The following is a 23,723-nucleotide window of genomic DNA, read 5'->3' as shown; positions in this document are numbered from 1 at the left end:
AAGGAAGATTTAGCATCTTTGTATCAGAAAATTTAACTAATTAAATCACAACAACAAAATGAAAAATTTATTAAGAGTTTTATCTATCGCTCTTTTTTCAGCAGCAACTTTAACTTCTTGTTCAAGCGACGATGGAGGAAAAACAAAAGGACCCGTTTCAACATTTGTACTAGATGCAAATAACTTTCAAGGAACCATTAATGATGGAGAAGTTGTTCTTGAATCTGGAAAAACGTATTTCCTTGCAGGAAAATTAATTGTAGCAAATGGAGCAAAATTGACCATTGAAGCAGGTGTGAAAATTGAAGCAACACCAGTATTAGAAGGAGAAGATATTCGCTTTATAGCCATTTCTCAAGGAGCACAACTTTTTGTAAAAGGAACAGCAACAAGTCCAGTTGTAATGACGGCTTCAGAAAAAGCACCAGGAAAATGGGGTGGATTAGTAATCTGTGGAAAAGCACCTATCAACAAAGGAATTACAGCTTCTGCTGAAGTTTCTGAATTGACTTACGGTGGAACTGATGCTGCTGATAATTCAGGTTCAATCAAATATTTGAGATTAGAGTATACAGGATTTGCTTATAACAGCGAAAAAGAATTCAACGGAATGTCTCTTTTTGGAGTAGGAAACGGAACAACAATTGAATATGTTCAATCTTACGAAGGATCAGATGACGGTTTTGAATTTTTTGGAGGAACAGTAAATACTAAATATTTAGTTTCTACTTCAAGCGAAGACGATCAATTTGACTGGACAGAAGGATGGAGTGGTAACAATGAGTTTTGGTTTGGAAAATTAGGTTTAGGGAGAGGAAACAGAGGAATTGAAGCAGATAATAACTCAAACAACCACTTAGCTTCACCAACATCTAATCCATCTATCAAAAACATGACGTTAATTGGTCTTGGAGCTCAAGGTTCAGAATCACAGGCTATGAAATTGAGAGTGGGAACAAAAGGAATTTTTGACAACTTGGTATTGAGTAATTTCGTAACTGGTTTTGATGTACAGCATGACGAAGGTGTTGGGTATGTTACAGCTGGATTATTGAAAGCTACAAATGTAAGATTTGATAATATTACTACAAAAGCATCAGGAAAAGACACTGCTGGAACTGGAGTAAATGTTGATGCTGTTTTCACTGAAAATGCAAGTGCTACAGGAGCTGGAAACGGAACTGCCACACCAACTTGGGCTCAAGGATGGACAGTAGGTTTGTAATCAAGTTAGCATAATTAAAAAATTTGTATTTGAGATAATGTTGTAAACATCCGTCAATTGGCGGATGTTTTTTTTTGGTATAATTTTTGGAAAGTTTAATTATATTTTTTATACTTTTGTATTACCAAATCTAAACCTCATGACAAAAAAATACTTTTACTTACTATTCTTCACGCTATTTTTAGCGATTGGGTCTATTCAAGCCCAAGAGCCAAAAAGTTCGTCTACAACTATTGAGGATTTAAACTTCTATCCCAATCCAGTCACTAATGGCAAAATCTACATTTCCTCTAAGAATGTTTCTTCGAAAGAAGTTACAATTTACGACGTTTTAGGAAAAAAAGTTTTACAAACTACTTTGAATGTAAATAATAAAGAAGTTAATATTGGCACCTTAAATTCTGGTGTTTACATCATAAAAATTAAAGAAGGAGATGCTACTGCAACCCGTAAACTGATTGTCAAATAGTTAAAAAAATGAAATTGTTATAATTTAATAATAATTTCACATTGAATGTTTATAACTAAACAAAATACTTCTTATATTTGCATTAATAATTAAAAAAACAAATTATGAAAAAAATTTACACTTTATTGTTTTCAGTTGCTTTAGCATTTGGTGCTAACGCACAAACAAATGTAGGTATTACTGGAAATGTTGCCGGAGTTTACATTAATGAATTTCATTATGATAATGCTGGAACTGATGTTGGTGAGTTTATTGAAGTTGCTGGTCCATCTGGAACTGATTTATCAACATATACAATAACACTTTATAATGGAAATAACAATACTTCTTATTTTACATTAGCTTTAAGCGGCGTTATTGATGATGAAGGAAATGGTGTTGGAGCCGTATCTTTCTTGTTTCCTGACGGAATACAAAATGGTGCACCTGATGCAATTGCACTTTCTAAAACCAACTCAACAAGTATTCAGTATTTAAGTTATGAAGGCACTATGTCAGCAACTGCTACAGATGGAGCAGCTTTAGGTTTATCAGCTGTTGACATTTTAGTTGCTGAAATTGCTACTGAAGTTGGAAGTTCATTAGAATATGACGAAGCTTCATCAACATGGATTAACATTTCAGCAGGTACACCTGGTACTTTTGCACAAGGAGTTTTATCAATTAAGCAAAACCAAATTGAAGGTTTGAAAATTTACCCAAATCCAGTAACAAACGGAACTTTCTATATCAACACTAATGCTGATACTACAAAAGAAGTTGTTGTTTATGATGTATTGGGAAAACAAGTAGTAAAAACTTCTACAACAAATGCTGTAAATGTTTCTAACTTAAAAGGTGGTGTTTACATCGTGAAAATCACTGAAGACGGTAAAACGGCTACAAGAAAATTAGTTATCAAATAATTATTTTTTCAAATATAAAAAAGCTCCAATTAACGTTGGAGCTTTTTTTATGCCTAAATTTCAATCTATAATTCTTATTTTTGCAAGAAAAAGTTGATTCCCTCTACCGATATATTTACCATTTCTTCGTCTAAACAATTTGAAAAAATAGCACTAAAGGTGTTTCGTTTTCAATACGACAATAATGACGTTTACCGTCAGTTTTGTGATTTAATGAAGCAAAATAAGCAAACCGTTAAGTCCTTAATACAAATTCCCTTTCTACCCATTCAGTTTTTTAAAAGTCATGATGTCGTTTCTAATACAGATACACCTGAAACTATTTTCACAAGTTCGGGAACAACTGGCTCGCTAACCAGTAGGCATTTGATAAGTGATTTGAGTTGGTACGAACAAAGTTACCGTCAAGCATTTGCACAATTTTATGGCAATATTGAAGACTACACCGTTTTAGCTCTTTTACCTTCTTATTTAGAGCGAAAAGGCTCGTCGTTGATTCATATGGTTGAAGATTTAATTCAACTTTCTAACAATCCCGATAGTGGTTTCTATTTGAATGATTATGATGCTTTGGTAGCGAAATTATTAGTACAAGAAGCCGAAAATAAAAACGTTTTATTAATCGGAGTTACATTCGCTTTACTTGATTTGATTGAAAAGCAAAATTTCAACTTAGAAAATACCATAATCATGGAAACCGGTGGAATGAAGGGACGACGAAAAGAAATGATTCGTGAAGAATTACATACAAGCTTAACGCACGGTTTTGGCATCGATGCAATCCATTCTGAATATGGAATGACCGAATTACTGTCGCAAGCGTACTCATTAGGAAACGGAATTTTTGAATGTCCGCCTTGGATGCAAATACACATTCGCGACACTGAAGATGCATTGACCTATATTCCTCATGGAAAAACAGGCGGAATCAACGTGATTGATTTAGCAAACATCAATTCGTGTTCCTTTATTGCTACGCAAGATTTGGGAAAAAAATACGAAAACGGTTCTTTCGAAGTTTTAGGAAGATTCGATAATTCAGATATTCGTGGTTGTAATTTGATGGTTTTATAGTTTTTTCAAATACAAATAGTTACCCGCATAATCAATAATTGCATCACCTTCTAGCAAAACATCCGCGCCAATAATTCCGTGTACTTCCTTCGTTTTATGTTGGCGTAAAGCCTCATTAACATGCGACAAATCAAAAATCACTAAGTTAAAATCAACAAACTTCCAAGTACCAATTTTCAAATGATTTGCAGATGCAAGTTGCGTGACCATTCCCGTCGCACCTGCTCCAGCGGCTTTCGTTTTGGATTTGTTAGCTTTTAATTTGAAAAGTTCGATGCTTTCAAATCCCACACAACTATTTGAGGCTCCCGTGTCTAAAATAAAATCGCCTTTCACATCATTAATAGTAGCTTTTATAGTAAGATGCTGCGTTTTGGTCACCTTGAACTTTATCTTTTTATACTTTTCCTTTTTCAGTAAATCCTGTAATTTCTTCATTCGTATTTTTTATAACTTCTAAGAACTAAATTCAAAAATAAGCCAAAATACTACAACTTCATAAATCTTAAAACAGAAAACCCACAAAACTTTTTAAAGTTTGTATCTTTGCCACTTTCCAAAACACAATGATAATTACCGACACCCATTCACACATTTACAGTGACGAATTTTCAGAAGACCAAGATTTGATGATGCAACGTGCTTTTGACGCCGGGGTTCAGCGGATTTTTGTTCCATCAATTGATTCTACCTACACTGAAAAAATGTATGCTATTGAAGCTAAATATCCTGAAAATGTATTCTTGATGATGGGCTTACATCCTACTCATGTCAATGAAAATGTAGAAAATGAATTGGCATTTGTTGAATCAGAATTGGCACGAAGAAAATTTTATGCGATTGGTGAAATTGGGATTGATTTATTTTGGGACAAAACATTTTTAGAACAGCAGAAATATGCGTTTCAGCGGCAAATTCAATTGGCAAAAAAATATAAATTGCCCATCAACATTCACTGCCGAGATGCTTTTGATGAAGTTTTTGAAGTTTTAAAAGCAGAACAATCACCAGCGTTGTTTGGAATTTTTCACTGTTTTACAGGAACCTACGAACAAGCTTTGGAAGCAATTTCTTACAATATGAAACTGGGAATTGGTGGCGTGGCAACATTCAAAAACGGAAAAATTGATCAGTTTTTAAATAAAATTGACCTGTCACATATTGTTTTAGAAACGGATTCGCCCTATTTAGCACCGGTTCCTTATCGTGGGAAAAGAAACGAAAGCAGTTATGTAGTAAATGTTGTAAAAAAATTAGCCGAGTTGTATGACACAACTTCCGAACATATTGCCGAAATTACAACCCAAAATTCAAAAGCGGTTTTCGGTATTTAAACGAAAATAAACACAGAAGTCAATAAAAATTTGTTCTTTTGTTATAATAAACTATAAAATATAAAAATGCAGAGATTTGACGCAATTCGTCCGTTTTATGATTCCGAAATTAATAAGGCAATCATAAAAGTTAAGGATCATCCAATGATGAAAGCCTTGATGAATTTTGCTTTTCCTGGCGTTCCGGATGAACATTGGAAAGTGCAATTGAGTACAACGCATTCCACCCGTGATTTTCAATGTAATTTTATCTACCAAGCATTGATGCAAGTTTTGACAAAAACTTCGGACGGCATGACCACTTCGGGTTTTGACAAGTTAGAACCTAACACTTCTTACCTCTTTATCTCTAATCATCGTGATATAATTTTAGACACATCCTTACTCAATGCCTGTCTTTTTGACAACGGATTAGTAATGACGGCTTCAGCTATAGGAGATAATTTGGTACAAAAAGAATTTTTATACACTTTATCTAAATTGAATAGAAACTTCTTAGTACAAAGAGGTTTGTCGCCACGCGAAATGTTGCAAAGCTCTAGACTTTTAGCCGAATATATTGGAAATTTATTACAACGCGAAAACCGTTCTGTTTGGATTGCTCAAAGAGAAGGTCGAACAAAAAACGGCAATGACGCGACACATCAAGGCGTTTTAAAAATGCTTGGAATGGGTTCTGATGAAGCAAATTTGATGGATTATTTTAAAAAAGTAAAAATAGTTCCAGTATCAATTTCCTATGAATACGACCCAACAGATGCTTTAAAAATGCCACAATTGATGGCCGAAGCCAATAAAGAAATTTATGTTAAGGACAAAAATGAAGATTTCACGACTTTGATGAGTGGAATTATGGGACAGAAAAAACACATTCATATTCACGTAGGAAAAGTTCTTGACGAAGAAATAGATGAAATTAAAGCTGAATTTGACAATGCAAATAAACAAATTCAAGCTTTAGCACAAGTTATAGACGACTCCATTTTGCAATCTTATAAATTATGGCCCACAAATTATATCGCTTACGATATTTTGCATCACACCGAAACATACAAAACTCTATATACCGAAAATGAAAAGTCCTTGTTTGAACGTCGCTTAGAAATGCGAATTGATGAAAACAACACCATCCAACGGGATGGATTTTTAGCGATGTATGCCAATCCAGTTGTGAATAAATTAAAGTACGAAAATGCAGTCTAAATCCAAAATTTTACTGATTTATACCGGCGGAACCATCGGGATGATGAAAGATTTTGAAACCGGAGCTTTGAAGGCTTTTAACTTTAGTAAATTATTGCAACGCATTCCTGAATTAAAGCAATTGGATTGTGAAATTGAAACCATTTCATTTGATAATCCAATTGATTCTTCCAATATCAGTCCTGAAATGTGGAACTTAATTGCCACAATGATTGAAGAAAACTATCTTACTTATGATGGTTTTGTTGTGCTTCACGGTTCAGATACGATGTCATATTCGGCATCAGCATTAAGTTTTATGTTAGAAAACCTGGCAAAACCAATTGTCTTTACTGGTTCACAATTACCTATTGGTGATTTACGAACGGATGCGAAAGAAAATTTAATTACAGCCATACAAATTGCTTCCTTACAAGCAAAGAATAAACCGGTCATTCAGGAAGTTTGCCTTTATTTTGAATATAAATTATACCGAGGAAATCGTACAACAAAAATAAATGCCGAACACTTCAACGCATTTACCTCACCTAATTATCCTGCTTTAGCTGAATCAGGTGTTCATTTAAAGATTGAAAAAGGACTCTTTTTAAAAAAGAAATCGTCCAAGGATTTATTGGTACACAAAAATTTAGACAACAATGTTTTTGTTTTAAAACTGTTTCCAGGAATAAATGAAGCGGTTATGAATGCCATCATACACATTCCTAATTTAAAAGGAATTGTTTTAGAAACGTACGGAGCTGGAAATGCACCAACCGAGGACTGGTTTTTGAATGCACTGCGAGAAGCCGTAAATAAAGGAATTCATATTGTAAATGTAACGCAATGTTCGGGCGGAAGCGTCAATATGGGACAATACGAAACGAGTACCGCATTGAAAACCATTGGAATTATTTCGGGGAAAGACATTACTACAGAAGCTGCTATAACGAAGCTGATGTATTTATTAGCACAAAACGTTTCGCAAAACACTTTTAAAACCATTTTTGAAACTTCGTTGCGTGGTGAATTATCATAAAAAAAGTGGCGTTTAAATTTCGTTAAATGCTTTTTTTTCGTGTTATTTGCAAGCCAATAAAGAGAGGTGTCCGAGTGGTTGAAGGAGCTAGCCTGGAAAGCTAGTATATGGGTAACTGTATCGAGGGTTCGAATCCCTTTCTCTCTGCAAAAAGTGATTATTTGAAATCATAAACCTCTCAAGTCTTTGGATTTCTGAGGTTTTTTTGATTTACAACTCAAAAACCAGTTTCATATAAAGTGTTTTTAATGAAACTACGTAATATTTTCTATAGATGATTGTATCCATTTTATTAGTTGCATTAGGATTTGTTGGTTTGATTTATGGCGCCAATTGGCTAGTAGAAGGCGCTTCGTCCTTGGCGAAAAAGAATAATATTTCTGATTTAGTTATCGGATTAACTATTGTTGCATTCGGAACTTCAGCACCAGAATTAGTTGTCAACTCAGTAGCTTCTATGGATGGTTTTTCTGATATTGTTTTGGGAAATATTATTGGCAGTAATAATTTTAATTTGTTTATTATTCTAGGTATCGCCAGCTTGGTGTACCCCGTTGCGGTGCAAAGTTCCACTACTAAGGGAGAAATACCCATATCATTGTTCGTAGCTGTAGCCGTTTTAGCTCTTGCAAATGATTTCTTAATTGGTCCAAATACTTCCATTTCACGCATAGACGCTTTTGTACTGCTTCTGTTTTTTGGAGGGTTTCTATATTATATTTTCCGACAATTAAAAACGCAACGACCGGAGGAAATTGACGTTTCGCCAAAGTCCAATGGAAAAATAACCTTGTTAATCTTAGTAGGATTCGCGGGTCTAGTTGTAGGTGGAAAATTAGTAGTAGACAATGCAGTTACAATTGCTACCGATTTAGGCGTAAGTCAAAAAATTATTGCATTGACAATAATTGCTGCAGGAACCTCACTTCCAGAGCTTGTAACCTCTGTGGTTGCTGCATTGAAGAAAAATAGCGATATTGCAATTGGAAACGTAATTGGTTCGAACATCTTCAATTTATTGCTGGTTTTACCTATTTCATCACTAATCAATCCAATTCCTTACAACACTAACTTCAACACCGATTTGTGGATCCTCAGCGGTGGAACTGTATTTGTAATTATTGCGATATTAACTGGAAAAAGCAGAAATATAAGTCGGATACAAGGGTTTTTACTATTAAGTTTCTATCTACTTTACACCGGCTATTTGGTATCAAAAGAACTTTAGTCCACTTTAAATATCGTCTTTAAGTTTTGGAAATTAATTAGAAGCTACGCTAATTATTAGTCGAACGTTATTGCTTTTAAAATTAAATCTTACTTTAAAATTTCCGGTTCAGTCGTAAGTTATGTGATTTGTTCTCCGCTACCCGATAGGGTTATCACATGTCATGTGACAAGTCCTCCGCCATCCGTTTGACTCGTCACATACTGTGTTATTTGTTCTCTGCCAGCCGGTGGAGTCGTCACATAGAATGTGAAAGCTCCTCCGCCACGCTTTGGAACTTTCACATATAAATAATTTAATTTTACTGTATTTATTGGCGTTTTTAGAACCTTAAAAAAATTACGAATGAAATTATTCGCTAAGTAAGACTACAATTTCATTTTGCGTTGAAATTCCTTTGTCATGCAAATACCACATTTGCAATTCTGTTTTAACGGTTTCATCAACAATTCCGAATTTTGCTTTATAGTCAACAATTAATTTTACGGCTTCAGCAGGTCTTGGTCCCCAATCAGCAACCACTTCCAGCGTATCTTTATTCACAATAATCAACTTTGGAATTGCTTTTCCACCATTGGTTAAAAACAAAGTCATCAATTCTGGATTTTCATCACGGAATGCAATTTGCAAATCAATTTTGTCTGAAATCTGTGCCATTTTATTCATGATTGGCAACAATTGGGCTGCATCGCCACACCATCCTTCTGACAAAACCAACCAAATGTATTCAGTTTTCAAAGATGATAAAAATTGCTCGGTTTCTGGGGTGATTCTAATCGTTTTATCCAATCGATTCATCCTTGTTTCATTCAACTCACTGTAATGCAGTAAATCTTCTGATTGGTCGTCTCCTGAACTTTTTCCCTCAGCTAATAAGCTTTTAAGTCTTGTTCTATAATTTTCGTACGAATACGAATTTGCTAAACTATTTGAAATAATATCTTTCATCTGTATCTTGGTGTTACTGCATTTTATTACCGTACAAAGATACAATTCTGTTAAAATTTGCATGTGATAAAAGTCACATAAGTAGAATTTTCTACAAAGAAAAAAGGAAATGTCTATATTTGCACTTGCAAAGCCAAAAAAGAGTCGTAAATACTATTTTTTACCTCTTCTGATTAGTTTTTGCGAAAGCAAAATTTCAAAAAACACACACGAATGAAATACAAAAGAATTCTTCTAAAATTGAGTGGCGAAGCTTTAATGGGTGACCGTCAATACGGAATTGACCCTGTTCGTTTAGCCGAATATGCCGATGACATCAAAACGATTCACGAACAAGGTGTGGAGATTGCCATTGTTATTGGTGGTGGAAACATTTTTAGAGGAGTTGCTGGAGCGAGTAACGGAATGGATCGTGTTCAAGGCGATTACATGGGAATGCTTGCCACTGTAATAAATGGGATGGCGCTACAAGGCGCTTTGGAAGACAAAGGAATGCTGACACGATTGCAAACTGCGTTGAAAATTGAAGCAATTGCTGAGCCTTATATTAAAAGGAGAGCCGTTCGACATTTAGAAAAAGGAAGAATTGTAATTTTTGGTGCAGGAACTGGAAACCCTTATTTTACAACCGATACTGCTGCAGTGTTACGTGGGGTTGAAATTAACGCTGATGTAATTTTGAAAGGAACTCGTGTAGATGGAATTTATACTTCAGACCCTGAGAAAGATGCTTCAGCAACGAAATTTGACCGCATTTCTTTTGAAGATGTTTTGCAAAAAGGTTTAAATGTAATGGACACTACTGCTTTTACATTGAGTCAAGAAAATGAATTGCCTATCGTGGTTTTTGACATGAATAAATCGGGTAATTTATTGAAAATTTGCCAAGGAGAAAATATTGGAACATTAGTAAATGTATAAAGTTTAAACTCTTAAACTAAAAATTATGACTGAAGAAATTGAATTTATATTAGACAGCACAAAGGAGTCAATGATTGGTTCTATTGAGCACTTAGAAAAAGAATTTACAAATATTCGTGCTGGTAAAGCATCTCCTGCAATGTTAGGTAGTGTTTTTGTAGATTATTATGGTTCGGCAACAGCGTTATCTCAGGTTTCTAAAATCAGTGTACCTGATGCTAGAACGATTACGTTACAGCCGTTTGAAAAAAACATGATTCAACCTATTGAGAAAGCGATTCAGCTTGCTAACATTGGTTTTAACCCGATGAATAACGGTGATTTAATCATTATTTCGGTTCCACCATTGACGGAAGAACGGCGTCGTGACTTGGCAAAACAGGCCAAAGTAGAAGCGGAAGACGCAAAAATCGGAATTAGAAATGCTCGTAAAGACGCCAATTCTGATATCAAGAAACAAGAAAAAGACGGAACGTCAGAAGATATTTGTAAAAATGCAGAAGCAGAAGTTCAGAAATTGACGGATGCTTACATCAAAAAAATAGATGAACTTTTCGTTGTGAAAGAAGCTGAAATTATGAAAGTATAATTTTATCATTCTCGAAGAAATTCTATTAAAATCCACTTAAAAGAGTGGATTTTTTTATGCAAGTAACTTACTTTTGCACTCAGAATTACTTTTCATTGTTTGTCCCAAACGTTATGAAGCACCTCGTTTTTTTGCTCTTAGTATTCACCGGTTCCATTCATGCTCAATTTGAGGTAACGGGCCAGGTTATCAATGCGACCACAAAAAAACCATTACCTTTTGCTTCGATTTCAACTCCAGACTCCTTTACTATTACTGATTTGAATGGATATTTCTTAATGAACAGTGTACGTACTACTGATTCTATTACAATTTCTTATGTAGGTTATATTTCTCAGAAAATGAATGTAAAGAGACAGAAAAAACTCTTAATTAAACTTAGTCCTATTCCCGAAAAGTTACGCGAAATTTTCATTGGCAAAAACCCTGCGAATACTCTTATTGAAAAAGCACTACACTTTAAAAACGATAATAACCCCGAAAGTAAACTAAAAACGTTTCAGTTCAAAGGATACAATAAACTCATCATTACCGCAAATCCAGATTCCATCAACGGAACACTAGACTCTATATTTGTGACCAATCGCGGGGTACGGAAATTTGTAAAACTCGATTCTACTAATTTGATTTTCAAAAAAATCATTAGCAAACAGCACATCTATCAAACAGAGAAAATCTCGGGATTTCAGTTCGACGGAACCCATTTCAAAGAAACCGTTGAAGCAACTAAAATGGCAGGTTTCAAAAAACCAATTTACGAACTTATTGGATTGAAATTGCAGTCTTTTTCAATTTACAATAATCAATATGATTTGTTGGAAAATACCTACAACGGACCTTTAGGGACAAATGCATTAAAGGATTATTCGTTTCAGATACTGGACACCCTTTCGCTTCAAAACAGAAAAGTGTATTTGATATTCTTTTCCAATAGAAAACGCAAAAAGGAAAATGGATTGCATGGCGTCTTGTACATTGATGCTGAAAATTATGCGGTTGCTAAAGCTATTTTGCGGGTAAAAAACATTATTGATGTAAGTGCTACACACGAATATTTGTATTTCCCCGAACAGCAAATATGGTTTCCCAATGCGCGAACTTTCAAAATCGTAAAAGGGAATAATGATGAAAACCTAAAGATTTTAGGAGGACAAATTCAGTTTCAGGGAGACAGTGTAGAAGATTTTCAGAACTCGCGCGAAAAAGTAACTTCCGATTTCGTACAACTTATTTCCAAGTCCGTTTTTTATAAACATGCCTTTAATCAACCATTGGTTATTTCAAGGAAAACACTGGCCATTCAGGTGAAAGATAATGCGATTAAAAAAAGCGATTTATTTTGGCAACAAAACAGAAAAGACACCCTGGATTTTCGAGGCATTGAAACTTATAAATCTTTAGACAGCTTGGTTATTTCGAGAGGAATTGAGCGGAAGTTAAATATAGGACGACGCATTTTAGACGGTTATGTTCCCGTCAGTTTTGTAGATTTGGACTTACGGTATTTGATAAAATACAACAATTATGAAGGATTTCGCCTAGGCTTAGGTGGCGTGACCAATGAAAAACTATCCGAAATTTTTAAATTAGATGGTTATGCCGCTTACGGACTGAAAGATGAAAAACTGAAATACAAATACGGAGGTGCATTAAGAATAGGAAAAGCCTCAAATACCTGGATAGGTAGCTCCTATACCGACGATGTTCGCGAAATTGCAAGTACCGCTTTTGCGATTGACAAACGTATTTTTAAAATATACGACCCGCGTCCCATCAACCTAAGCACTTTTTATAATTTCAAACAAATACGAGGTTTTGTAGAAACTAAAATCATCCCAAAAACAGAGAGCATCTGGGAACTGAGTCAGACGCGGGTTGACCCTAGTTTCAATTACCTTTTTCGTCATAACGATAAGCTCTACGACAAATTTACCCTGACTACTTTTATGGTATCCTTGCAATGGAACCCGTTTAGCGACTTTATGCTAACCCCTTCGGGACGTTTGGAAATCGAGAAGAACTATCCAAAATTTACATTTCAAGTGACCAAATCAATACCAGGATTGGTGGGAAATGACTTTCAATACACTAAATTTGATTTACGTATTGACCTCCAAAAGAAATTCATTAACGGACAAAAAACAGCGTTGTACTCGGAATTTGGACTTGGAATTGGAGACATTCCCCTCACCCATTTATACAACACTTCTCCCAATAATTTGAACAACGACAAAATACTACAACGGTTGACGATTGCAGGAAAAAATAGTTTTGAAACCATGTACTTCAACGAATTTTTCAGCAGTAGCTATGCTTTTGTCCAAGTAAAACATGCTTTTAAAAGAGTTGTTTTGTTCAAAAAAATAAAACCCTCTTTGGTATTGGTAACACGAATGGCATGGGGAACAATGCGGCATCCCGAACAACATGTGGGTTTTAATTATAAAACTTTAGAAGACGGCTACTTTGAAAGCGGCATTGAACTCAACCAAATCTTTAAAGGTTTCGGAATATCGGGTTTCTATCGCTACGGACCCAATCAGTTGAGCAACTTTGAGGATAATCTTGCGATAAAAGCTACTTTTCAACTTGATTTAGGCTTTTAATTGGACACAAATTTCAGCCCAACGATAGAGCCAATTAATGTCGTTAAGAAAAATATGCGCCAGAAAGTAGCGGGTTCCTTAAATACAAAAACACCTACTAAAACAGTTCCCACTGCACCAATTCCTGTCCAAACGGCATAAGCAGTTCCTATTGGCAACTCCAATGTTGCTCGATAAAGCAAATACATGCTGATGGATAAACATACAAAAAATCCCACCATCCAAAGGCCTGAAATCGTTCCCGATGTTTCTTTGGCTTTCCCTAAACAAGTAGCAAATCCTACTTCAAATAAACCAGCGATAATAAGCAAAATCCAATTCATGTTGTATGTTTTGATGTGGCAAAGATAATGAAAGAATCGTTCCGCTAAGAGTTTCCAGAATTCAAGGCAAAGAAATCCATTAAAACCGCCCTTTTCTGTACCTTTGCAATTCGAAAATGTATGCAAATGATTAAATGGTTTAGTTTGGGATTTTGGGAACTTGTTGCCCGAATCGTCCTTCGAAATAAAATACTGATGCTGTCCATAGTGGCATTAATCACTATTTTTCTAGGTTTACAATGGAAAAATATCAGTTTTACCTACACGGAAGCCAACTTACTACCGGACGACAATAGCGTCAACATCCAGTACAATGCCTTCTTAGACAAGTTTGGCGAAGAAGGAAACCTAGTCATTATTGGCTTGCACGACGATGTTCTCTTTACCCCGAAAGCCTATAAAGCTTGGGACGAAATGATGCATAATTTAGAAGCAGACAAAGAAACAGAATTGGTGCTTTCTGTATCCAATTTGAAAAAACTAGTCAAGAACGATTCCACTCAAACCTTTGAACTAACCAACTTTGTTGATGTTTCGCAAACTGCCAACCCTGCTTATCTCAAAAAAATACAGAACGAATTATTCAATGATTTACCTTTTTACGAAGGATTACTTTTCAACAAAAAGTCAGGAAGCATTCGAGCTGCAGTTTATTTAGACAAAGCCATTGTAAACACACCCGTTCGGAAAGATTTTATCCTAGAGAAATTAATTCCTGAGGTAGAAAAGTTCAAAGAGAAAACAGGAATTGAACTTCGCGTATCAGGAATGCCCTACATCAGAACAATGAATGCGGTAACGATAAAAGGCGAAATCGGGTTGTTCATCGGAATGTCATTACTGGTAACGTGCCTCTTGTTTTACTTCTTTTTCCGCAGTTTTCGAGCTACTTTAATATCGCTTGTCATCGTCGTTATCGGGGTAATGTGGTCGTTTGGGACATTGGGATTATTGGGTTATGAAATCACGGTCTTGACTGCCTTAGTTCCCACATTAATCATTGTAATTGGGATTCCCAATTGTATTTTCTTGACCAACAAATACCACCAAGAATATAAAATTCACCACAATAAAGCCAAAGCCCTGCAACGGGTTACGACCAAAATTGGTATGGCAACCTTGATGACCAATCTTACCACAGCCATTGGTTTTGCTACATTTATTGTTTCAAATAATGATTTACTGATTGAATTTGGCGTAGTGACTTCGCTGAATATTATGGGCTTATTTTTACTCTGTCTAATCATCATACCGATATTTCACAGCTACGTCCCGCCTCCAATTGACCGTCACTTGAAACACTTGGATTCGAAAGCTGTTGCGTCGTTTATGAACTGGATTCAGCACCATATTAAAGAGAGTCGCTTGTCTATTTACATGATTTCGATTGTGCTTTTGGTCATCAGCATCATTGGGATTTATCAAATTAGGGTGTCAGGAAGTTTGATTGAAGATATGCCAAAGAAGGAAGCCTTCTTTCAAGACATTTTGTTCTTTGAGAAAGAGTTTGATGGCGTCATGCCACTAGAAATCATGATTGATACCAAGCGAAAAAAGGGCGTGATGAAACTTTCTACGCTTCGAAGAATGGACGAATTGCAAACCGTGATTGAGGAAATTCCCGAGCTTTCCAAGCCAATTTCTATTGTCAATTTAGTGAAGTATTCCAAGCAAGCCTATTACAATGGCAATGCCGAATACTATGAATTACCTACCAATCAAGAGCAAAGTTTTATCCTTTCGTATGCCAAAAATACGGCGAAGGCCGGTAAAGACAATTTGATGAAAAGTTATGTCGATTCCACAGGACAATATGCTCGAATCACAACCTTTATGCGGGACGAAAGCGGCCAAAACATTCAGAAGATTGAGGACGAATTGCGAAAGGAAATCACTAAGATTTTCCCTAAAGAGCAATACAATGTGGTCATTACAGGAAAAGCCTACGTGTTTCAAAAAGGGACGAATTACTTGCTTGACAACTTGATGTCGTCGCTTATTTTTGCCGTGTTGCTTACCTGTTTTTTAGTCGGATTTATGTTTCGTTCGTTCAAGATGGTCTTGGTTTCGCTCATCCCCAACCTACTTCCTCTTTTACTTACGGCAGGAATCATGGGCTATTTGGGTATCCCTTTAAAACCGTCTACGATATTGGTTTTCGGTATTGCCTTCGGGCTTTCGGTGGATGATACGATACGGTTTCTGGCCCAATATAGAGAGGAATTAAAAAAGAACAACTGGAAAATCCGCAAGTCGGTGTTTGCTACATTTGCTGATGCAGGCTTGAGTATGTTTTATACTTCCATCGTTTTGTTCTTCGGGTTCTCAGTGTTTCTAATCTCGAGTTTTGGGGGTACGATTGCCTTGGGCGGACTGGTTTCCATCACGTTATTCTTCGGAATGTTGAGTAATTTGATGTTGCTTCCGGCTTTGGTTTTAACGTTGAATAAAACATTGGCCAACAAACAGGAATTGGCGGAACCAAGAATTGATATCATCGAACCTACGGATGAGGCGATTGATAATTTGCCGAAGACGAAGCTGTAACTATTAAAAATTTGATTTCAAAAAAAATCCTAAAATAGCAATTGCTATTTTAGGATTTTTTTATTTTCAAAACCGCATTAATCCTCTCGCTCCTCCTCATCATCATCATCCTTCCGTTTCGGAGCCCTCATTCTTTTTATAAGGTCACTAATCGTGTACTGGTCCTCAACCCTAGTACCCTTAAAAACAATCTTTCCTTTCTCAGCAACCGTAGCAACATAATCATACAACTCATCATAATGCGCCCTGTTATTACTAACCAGCGTTTTTCTATTATTCATAATCGTATTCTGCATCACATTTTTAGCCGACATACTCGTATAAGTCGCATCCATTTTATCCAAATAATCCGCCTCCATACCCTCAGCCACAAGAGCCGCCTCATTAGCACGAGCCAACTGTCTCACCGCCTTCAACTCCAGCAAAGCACCCTCAATATTATCCGAAAACAATAAATCCTTCATCTTCGTTACCGCAGCAGTCGGCAACCCAACCCCTTTAAAATACGAACTCAAAAAATTCACCTCCTTATTAAAAGCTGCCGCCTCAGCATACAACGCCGCCGTAACCCGAGACTGCTCAGTCGTAAGAACCAAACTACTCTCTAAATCCTTCACAAACTCAATCTTGTTCCGAAACGCCTCCAAAAAAGCACCATCCAGTTTCTTAAACTTAGCCTCAATTTTAGGCTGATCCCGCTCAAAACTCACAATAATAAAATCCCCAAGCGGAACATACTCTTCAATTCTTACATTCGAATTCATACATTAAACTTTAAAAATTAATAATTCACACCCTACAAATAAGCCAATCTATAACACTAAAGCTTAGCCTATTGTAAAGCTAAATTAAAAAACAATACGATGATAAAAAAAATGAACCGAAGTGTCGAAAATTTTTAAACGCTACATTTTGTAAATTTGTCAGTCCAACGCAGGAGGAATCTCAATTTCAACAAGCCTCCCGATTTTAACCACAAAAAAAGAGGAATGTTAATCCTCTTGAAATTCAATCAAACAACTTACCCATAACTCCATAAATGTTGACGGCATGTAATTGGTTCCGTTCAACATAGGGTTCATTGTTCGGCTTCCAGCCGCAACGAAACCCTAGCTGTTAGCTGCTGTATTAATTAAGTCTTAATGAAATTTTTTCTAAATCATTTATAAAGTTATTTAAGATAGAAAGTTTTAAAGGCTTGTCTGTTAAGGTTTTTCTTTTTTTAATTAGTTCTTTACGTAAACCTATAATGAAGTTAAGTTCTTCTTTGTGATAATTTTCAATTTTTAAATTGGCATATGTTTTTTCTGGATAATAACGGTAAGTAAAATATTCATTTATGTCAAAAATTCCTTTATTTTTTAAATTGAAAATAATTTCAGAAAATTCCTTGAATTTAATATTTTTAAAAATAGATGTTCTTTCTAGGATGTTGTTACTATAATAATCGTAACCTTTAAATGAATCATATAGATTGTCGATATTTTCATCATTAAGATTATTAAGTATTCCATTAATAAATTCTTCGGTATTGTTTTTTTGCTTTTCTTTCACTGTGTCTTTTAAATATGAAAGTATACTTTGAAACTCAATAGTTTGTTCTGAAGCATATGATTTTCTCCAAGTTACTCGTGAAAGAATATGCATATCAGTTACGTTTTCCAAGTCTTTAGATATTGATATTAAGTATTTTGCTCTTTTAGTAATATCTTCTTTATTCCTATTTGAGTATAAGTTATTATCTTTCAAATTAAAATAAATTCCTGCAATATGCAATACTTCAGTAAAATGAATGTTTTCTTCTTCAAAAAAATCTTTTTCTACTTTAGGTAATAATTCTACAAAATCTGAATCGTCTATGAACTTCCAGTACCAAAGTTTTTCCCAATCCTTTTCTTCGGTTGGTTTATAAATCAAATTGTTATTAATTTCATTTATTAATTCTTCATAATTACCTTTACTAATATAGCTTACTAAATTTGATGCAGAAAACAATCGAGTTGAATGAATTAAATTCTCTGATTTTATTGCTTCTTCATAATTTTGAAAATTATATTTTTTTTCATCAATCAAAAATAGTTGTTGAAAGGTTTCAATTTCAGAATTCCCTGTATTAAATTCTAAATGAAATATTAAGTAATATGCTAATATGCTTTTTATTAATGATTTATATTTTTCATCATCTTCTTTTAATTCTTTGTCTAGAAGCTTAACAAGTCTTTCAAAATCAAATAATGCCCTTTGTAAAACTCTTAAGTTTTTCTTTTCAGATGTACTGAAAATTTTAATTATTAAGCTATTATATTCTTTAAGTTGAGAGCTAATTTCAGAATTGATTTGCCCAACAAAAAATTCAATTGCTTCATCGATGTTTGGTGAAATTTCAAAAGTTTGACCTATTATTTTTTCTTTAAATGTTTTATAAGGATAATTAGTTTCTTTTTTTTGTTCATTTTCAATAATTTTGTCTTCATCTGAAACCAAAATTATTTTACATTTTGAATGTTCAACAAAATCATTTATGAAACCATAAACTTCATCAACATCAATTTTGCATCTTTCTATGTCGTCAAAAATTATTATACGATTACCTTTTATTTTTTCGTTATCCTCTTTAAAAATTGATATTGGATCAAAATTCATATTAAAACTCCCATCAGTTTCATTGTCGCTATTATAATCGAAGTCTATTTTTAGCGTTGATTTTATAAAGGCATTAAAAATAGCTTTAGATATTTTCATTCCTTTTGAATGCAAAAAAGGATTAATTTTTTCTTTTAGTTTTTCAATTATTTCCTTTTTTGAACTTAAACCATTTAATGAAATATAAATAGGATTTAAAGCAATTAGTTCATCCTTTTCTATATTTGGTGTTGACCAATTATCTATCATTTTTTTGATAAAGTATGTTTTACCTGAACCCCAACTACCTTTTAAGAGAATTGCAAAATTCGTGTTTTCAGATTTAATGTAATAATCTAAATATTCAGTTATATGTTTGTTATTCATAGTATTATCGGTGTTGTTGAGAAATATAGCAGCTAACTAATAAACATCCTCAAGTTTACTCAACTTCCCCCAAATATAATCCTTTCCCCCCAATAATTACCCCCCATAAAACCAACTTATTAACAAAACCACTAAACAAAGGTCTTTCTCAACTCACCGAGGGTTTATTTCAACCAAGTTGGGGTTTATGTCAACCAAGCAAGGGTTTATCCCAACCAAGCTGGGGTCTTTTCCAACTCACCGAGGGTTTTTGTCAACTCACCGAGGGTTTATCCCAACCAAGCTAGGGTTTCCCCCTACTCACCAAGGGTTTCTGTCTCCCCACCTCCCCACAAAAACACCCCACCAAAAAACAAAAAGCGAACACGAGATAAAACACCACTTTTATGCAGAAAACATTTATATTTGCAGAGGATTTCGATACTTTCGGAATCTTTTTTATGTAAACACTTATTTAAGCACAAAAATGAAACATACAAAAGTTAAAGACTTGCTGCAAAGCACGGGAACACTTCAAGAAGTAAATGCAAAAGGATGGGTTAGAACTTTTAGAAATAATCAATTTATTGCATTGAACGATGGTTCAACAATTGAGAATATTCAGTGTGTAGTAGATTTTGAAAATACGCCTGAGGAAACCCTAAAACGTATTACCACTGGGGCTGCGGTATCAGTAACAGGTAGTTTGGTGGAGAGTCAAGGTAAAGGTCAGAAGTATGAAATTCAAGTTTTAAAACTAGAAATCCTAGGCGATTGTGATGCCGAGAAGTTCCCAATACAGCCTAAGAACAAACCAAGTTTAGACTTCTTGCGTGAAAATGCACATTTGCGTGTTCGTACCAATGCTTTTGGAGCAATTATGCGCGTTCGCTCGGTATTGTCGTTTGCAGTACACAGTTATTTTCAGGAAAAAGGATTTGTATATGTAAACACGCCCATCATTACCGGAAGTGATGCCGAAGGTGCTGGCGAAATGTTTAAAGTTACAGCGCTACCCTTTGACGGAACCCCAAGAACCGAAGACGGAAAGGTGAATTATAAAGAAGATTTCTTTGAAAAGGAAACCAACTTAACCGTTTCGGGACAATTAGAAGCAGAAACCTATGCCATGGCTTTGGGTCAAGTATATACCTTTGGACCTACCTTTAGAGCGGAAAACTCCAATACTTCCCGTCACTTGGCGGAGTTCTGGATGATTGAGCCGGAGGTTGCTTTTAATGATTTGCACGACAACATGGACTTGGCCGAAGATTTTATCCAGTATGTTATTAAATATACCGTTGATAAATGTGCCGATGACCTGAAGTTTTTAGAAGGTAGATTATTGGACGAAGAGAAATCAAAACCACAAGCCGAACGCAGCGAAATGCCGTTACTAGAGAAGTTGAGCTTTGTATTAGAAAATAATTTCAAACGTGTTTCATATACAGAAGCAATTGATATTTTGAAAAACTCAACACCCAACAAGAAGAAAAAATTCAACTATATAATTAACGAATGGGGTGCTGATTTACAATCAGAACACGAGCGTTTCTTAGTAGAAAAACACTTTAAATGTCCAGTAATTGTTTATGATTATCCAGCAAGTATCAAATCCTTCTACATGCGATTGAACGAAGACGGAAAGACCGTAGGAGCCATGGATATCTTGTTTCCAGGCATTGGAGAAATCGTAGGCGGAAGTCAAAGAGAGGAACGTTACGATGTTCTTGTAGAGAAAATGAAAGCATTGGGCATTGACGAAGAAGAATTGTATTGGTACCTAGACACAAGACGTTTCGGTTCTGCCGTACACTCTGGTTTTGGTCTTGGTTTTGAAAGATTAGTGCTTTTTGTAACGGGTATGACAAATATTAGAGACGTAATTCCTTTTCCTAGGACTCCTGGGAATGCGGAGTTTTAAGAGGCGAAGTTTTTTTTGCCACAAAGACGCTGAGGGACGAAGGTTTTTTAGAGTTGAAGATTTGAAAGGGGTTTGTTGATGGTTTTTAGCCACGAAGACGCAAGGGAACGAAGGTTTTTTAGAGTTGAAGATTTGAAAGGGGTTTGCCACGAAGACGCTAAGGAACAACGGTTTTTTAGAGTTTCTGAAGATTGGAAAGGGGTTTGTTGATGGTTTTTAGCCACGAAGACGCGAGGGAACGAAGGTTTTTTAGAGTTGAAGATTTGAAAGGGGTTTGCCACGAAGACGCTAAGGGACGAAGGTTTTTTTAGCGTTTTTGAAGATTTGAAAGTCTTGCAAATAAACATGTAATAGTTAATATAATAAAGGCACAAAGGGCTATATAGCATAGCAATTTGTGTCTTTGTTTCTAAAATAGATAATTATGCTATCAGAACGACAAGAAGAAATTGCTAAAATTATAGTGCATTCTGCTTATTTGGTGCATAAAGAACTTGGACCAGGTTTGTTGGAAAAAGTGTATGAACTTTGTTTGGCTCACGAGATTGCGAAAGCGGGACTTGATGTAAAAAGACAAGTTGATATTCCGATTGTTTATGATGGAATTATTTTCAATGAAGGATTATGGATGGATTTGTATGTAGAAAATTCAGTAATCGTAGAAGTAAAAGCAGTTGAGGTGGTTAATCCTGTTTGGTCTTCTCAAATTATCAGTCATTTAAAACTGACGGATAATGATTTGGCATTTTTAATAAATTTTAATGTACCTTTAATAAAAAACGGTATCAAACGGTTTATTTATACCCATAAAAAGTAATAACTTTGTACAGTATTGTATAGAAATCACTCTGTTTTTTTCTTGTATGAAAATAATTTAGTGTCTTAAAATAATAAACTTAGTGTCTTTGTGCCTTTGTGGCAAAAAAGCCTTTAAGGGCAAAATAAATTTGTGTCTCCTATGCTTAAGCAGTTTTTAAATTTAAAATTATCTCAGAAATTATCTCCTCAGCAAATACAGTTGATGAAGTTAATTCAATTGCCTACGCAAGCTTTTGAACAACGTTTGAAAGAAGAAATGAACGAGAATCCTGCCTTGGAGGGCGGTGATGACGAAGAATATGAAAATGACGAACTGGAGTTTGAAGACGACGATTATGATGATAACGATGAAAATGAACGCATTGAAGCCGAAGACATCAACATCGACGAATACCTGAGCGATGATGAAACGCCGGATTATAAAACGCAGGTAAACAACTACAGCGAAGAAGATGAGAGAGATTCGCCCTTGGCAGCCTCATGGAGTTTTCACCAAGATTTAATCAATCAGCTCAATACATTTATATTGAATGATAACGAACGTCAGATTGCTGAATTCCTTGTGGGAAGCATTGACGATATGGGTTACATTCGAAGAAGTATTCCGGATATTGTAGACGATATGGCATTCACCCAAGCCATTTATACCGATGAAACTGCGGTTTTAAAAATATTGCAGGTCATTCATCAATTGGAACCATCGGGTGTTGGCGCTCGCGATCTGCAGGAATGCTTGTTGTTGCAATTGAAACACAAAACACCAACAGAATCTGTTGATTTAGCTACTGATATTATCGAAAACCAGTTTGATGCTTTTACTAAAAAACATTACGACAAACTTTTACAGAAATACGATTGCACGAATGAATTGCTTAAAAAAGCAGTTCATGAAATTGAAAAATTAAACCCCAAACCAGGAGGTTCGTTTGCTGGAAACAGTAAAATTACCGAAAATGTAGTGCCTGATTTTACCATTAGAATTGTAGATGGCGAACTCGAATTGAGTTTGAACGGCAGAAATGCTCCATCATTACATGTATCGAAAGATTATCAGGACATGATGCAAACGTACAAGGATTCGAGAGACAAATCGAATTCTCAGAAAGATGCGGTACAGTTTATCAAACAGAAACTGGATTCGGCAAAATGGTTTATTGATGCGATAAAACAACGTCAGGAAACACTTTATGTAACGATGAATGCCATTATGCATTACCAAGAAGACTTCTTTTTAGAAGGCGACGAAACCAAGTTGCGACCAATGATTTTGAAGGATATTGCTGATTTGGTTGGTTTGGATATTTCGACTGTTTCTCGTGTGGCAAACAGTAAATATGTGGAAACGCCTTACGGAACGAAATTGATAAAGGAATTTTTCTCTGAAGCGATGAAAAACGACCAAGGTGAAGACGTTTCGACTTTGGAAATCAAGAAAATTTTACAAAATATTATTGAAGCAGAAGACAAAAAGAAACCCTTTCCGGACGATCAATTGGCGGAACTTTTAAAAGAAAAAGGCTATCCGATTGCAAGACGCACGATTGCCAAATACCGTGAACAACTGGATATTCCTGTAGCACGAATGCGGAAGAAAATGTAATT

The 23,723-nt window shown here is 35.2% G+C and carries 20 protein-coding genes and 1 tRNA gene; 16 read left to right on the top strand and 5 right to left on the bottom strand.

Annotated elements, in window-relative coordinates; genetic code table 11:
- Positions 1–58 precede the first annotated feature (58 nt).
- The 4 genes from ACQ5J2_RS06440 (at position 59) to ACQ5J2_RS06425 (ending at position 3,673) form a co-directional block, all read left to right on the top strand.
- Positions 59–1,225: a hypothetical protein gene (locus ACQ5J2_RS06440; protein ID WP_432672911.1), complete on the top strand. Its 1,167-nt coding sequence runs from the start codon at positions 59–61 to the stop codon at positions 1,223–1,225.
- Between the two features lie 139 nt (positions 1,226–1,364).
- Positions 1,365–1,694, top strand: a complete 330-nt coding sequence (locus ACQ5J2_RS06435; RefSeq protein ID WP_432672910.1) for a T9SS type A sorting domain-containing protein — start codon at positions 1,365–1,367, stop codon at positions 1,692–1,694.
- Between the two features lie 104 nt (positions 1,695–1,798).
- Positions 1,799–2,599 carry a T9SS type A sorting domain-containing protein gene (locus ACQ5J2_RS06430; protein WP_432672909.1) on the top strand — a complete coding sequence of 267 codons (801 nt, stop codon included), beginning with the start codon at positions 1,799–1,801 and terminating at the stop codon, positions 2,597–2,599.
- A gap of 93 nt (positions 2,600–2,692) precedes the next feature.
- Positions 2,693–3,673, top strand: a complete 981-nt coding sequence (locus tag ACQ5J2_RS06425) for an acyl transferase (RefSeq protein WP_432672908.1) — start codon at positions 2,693–2,695, stop codon at positions 3,671–3,673.
- Here ACQ5J2_RS06425 and ACQ5J2_RS06420 read toward each other — a convergent pair.
- Positions 3,668–4,111 carry a retropepsin-like aspartic protease gene (locus ACQ5J2_RS06420; RefSeq protein ID WP_432672907.1) on the bottom strand — a complete coding sequence of 148 codons (444 nt, stop codon included), beginning with the start codon at positions 4,109–4,111 and terminating at the stop codon, positions 3,668–3,670. The two genes, ACQ5J2_RS06425 and ACQ5J2_RS06420, sit on opposite strands and share 6 nt — an antisense overlap.
- A 128-nt stretch (positions 4,112–4,239) precedes the next feature.
- Here ACQ5J2_RS06420 and ACQ5J2_RS06415 point away from each other — a divergent pair, with 128 nt between their 5' ends.
- From ACQ5J2_RS06415 to ACQ5J2_RS06395, 5 genes are all read left to right on the top strand, one after another.
- Positions 4,240–5,007 carry a TatD family hydrolase gene (locus ACQ5J2_RS06415; protein WP_432672906.1) on the top strand — a complete coding sequence of 256 codons (768 nt, stop codon included), beginning with the start codon at positions 4,240–4,242 and terminating at the stop codon, positions 5,005–5,007.
- 66 nt (positions 5,008–5,073) lie between these two features.
- Positions 5,074–6,210, top strand: coding sequence for a 1-acyl-sn-glycerol-3-phosphate acyltransferase (locus tag ACQ5J2_RS06410; protein ID WP_432672905.1), 1,137 nt, complete (start codon positions 5,074–5,076; stop codon positions 6,208–6,210).
- On the top strand, positions 6,200–7,228 hold the full coding sequence (locus ACQ5J2_RS06405) for an asparaginase (protein WP_432672904.1): 1,029 nt from the start codon (positions 6,200–6,202) through the stop codon (positions 7,226–7,228). Before ACQ5J2_RS06410 ends, ACQ5J2_RS06405 begins: the two co-directional genes overlap by 11 nt.
- 60 nt (positions 7,229–7,288) lie before the next feature.
- Positions 7,289–7,375: transfer RNA gene (locus tag ACQ5J2_RS06400), tRNA-Ser, on the top strand.
- 127 nt (positions 7,376–7,502) lie between these two features.
- On the top strand, positions 7,503–8,456 hold the full coding sequence (locus ACQ5J2_RS06395) for a calcium/sodium antiporter (protein WP_432672903.1): 954 nt from the start codon (positions 7,503–7,505) through the stop codon (positions 8,454–8,456).
- A gap of 351 nt (positions 8,457–8,807) precedes the next feature.
- Here the strand turns inward: ACQ5J2_RS06395 and ACQ5J2_RS06390 are convergent, their stop codons facing one another.
- A complete protein-coding gene (locus tag ACQ5J2_RS06390) occupies positions 8,808–9,404 on the bottom strand; it encodes a thioredoxin family protein (RefSeq protein ID WP_432672902.1) in 597 nt (198 codons plus the stop codon).
- A gap of 213 nt (positions 9,405–9,617) precedes the next feature.
- On the opposite strand from ACQ5J2_RS06390, the gene pyrH reads away from it, so the two are divergent.
- The 3 genes from pyrH to ACQ5J2_RS06375 all read left to right on the top strand — a co-directional run bounded on the left by pyrH (position 9,618) and on the right by ACQ5J2_RS06375 (position 13,520).
- Positions 9,618–10,325, top strand: a complete 708-nt coding sequence (gene pyrH, locus ACQ5J2_RS06385) for a UMP kinase (RefSeq protein ID WP_432672901.1) — start codon at positions 9,618–9,620, stop codon at positions 10,323–10,325.
- A 25-nt stretch (positions 10,326–10,350) separates the two neighbouring features.
- Entirely contained in the window at positions 10,351–10,914 is a 564-nt protein-coding gene (gene frr / locus ACQ5J2_RS06380) for a ribosome recycling factor (RefSeq protein WP_432672900.1), read from the top strand.
- A 113-nt stretch (positions 10,915–11,027) separates the two neighbouring features.
- Positions 11,028–13,520 carry a DUF5686 family protein gene (locus tag ACQ5J2_RS06375; protein ID WP_432672899.1) on the top strand — a complete coding sequence of 831 codons (2,493 nt, stop codon included), beginning with the start codon at positions 11,028–11,030 and terminating at the stop codon, positions 13,518–13,520.
- Here the strand turns inward: ACQ5J2_RS06375 and ACQ5J2_RS06370 are convergent.
- On the bottom strand, positions 13,517–13,843 hold the full coding sequence (locus ACQ5J2_RS06370; protein ID WP_432672898.1) for a DMT family transporter: 327 nt from the start codon (positions 13,841–13,843) through the stop codon (positions 13,517–13,519). The two genes, ACQ5J2_RS06375 and ACQ5J2_RS06370, sit on opposite strands and share 4 nt — an antisense overlap.
- 126 nt (positions 13,844–13,969) lie before the next feature.
- Between ACQ5J2_RS06370 and ACQ5J2_RS06365 the strand changes: the two genes are divergently transcribed.
- Positions 13,970–16,390: an efflux RND transporter permease subunit gene (locus ACQ5J2_RS06365; RefSeq protein WP_432672897.1), complete on the top strand. Its 2,421-nt coding sequence runs from the start codon at positions 13,970–13,972 to the stop codon at positions 16,388–16,390.
- A gap of 77 nt (positions 16,391–16,467) precedes the next feature.
- Here ACQ5J2_RS06365 and ACQ5J2_RS06360 read toward each other — a convergent pair whose 3' ends face one another.
- Both ACQ5J2_RS06360 and ACQ5J2_RS06355 read right to left on the bottom strand, forming a co-directional pair.
- A complete protein-coding gene (locus tag ACQ5J2_RS06360; protein ID WP_432672896.1) occupies positions 16,468–17,154 on the bottom strand; it encodes a hypothetical protein in 687 nt (228 codons plus the stop codon).
- A 364-nt stretch (positions 17,155–17,518) separates the two neighbouring features.
- The gene (locus ACQ5J2_RS06355; RefSeq protein ID WP_432672895.1) at positions 17,519–19,399 is read right to left on the bottom strand and encodes a P-loop NTPase fold protein; all 1,881 of its coding nucleotides are present in this window, start codon (positions 19,397–19,399) and stop codon (positions 17,519–17,521) included.
- Between the two features lie 466 nt (positions 19,400–19,865).
- On the opposite strand from ACQ5J2_RS06355, the gene asnS reads away from it, so the two are divergent.
- The 3 genes from asnS to rpoN all read left to right on the top strand — a co-directional run bounded on the left by asnS (position 19,866) and on the right by rpoN (position 23,721).
- Positions 19,866–21,302, top strand: a complete 1,437-nt coding sequence (gene asnS / locus ACQ5J2_RS06350) for an asparagine--tRNA ligase (protein ID WP_432672894.1) — start codon at positions 19,866–19,868, stop codon at positions 21,300–21,302.
- Between the two features lie 424 nt (positions 21,303–21,726).
- Positions 21,727–22,119 carry a GxxExxY protein gene (locus ACQ5J2_RS06345; RefSeq protein ID WP_432672893.1) on the top strand — a complete coding sequence of 131 codons (393 nt, stop codon included), beginning with the start codon at positions 21,727–21,729 and terminating at the stop codon, positions 22,117–22,119.
- A gap of 141 nt (positions 22,120–22,260) precedes the next feature.
- Complete coding sequence (rpoN, locus tag ACQ5J2_RS06340) at positions 22,261–23,721, top strand: RNA polymerase factor sigma-54 (protein ID WP_432672892.1); 1,461 nt, start codon at positions 22,261–22,263, stop codon at positions 23,719–23,721.
- Positions 23,722–23,723: the final 2 nt, after the last annotated feature.

It is taken from the genome of Flavobacterium sp. SM2513 (genome assembly GCF_050908145.1).
Classification (GTDB): domain Bacteria; phylum Bacteroidota; class Bacteroidia; order Flavobacteriales; family Flavobacteriaceae; genus Flavobacterium.
Note: the sequence above shows the minus strand (reverse complement) of the source record. Positions and strands in the feature narration are given on the sequence as shown.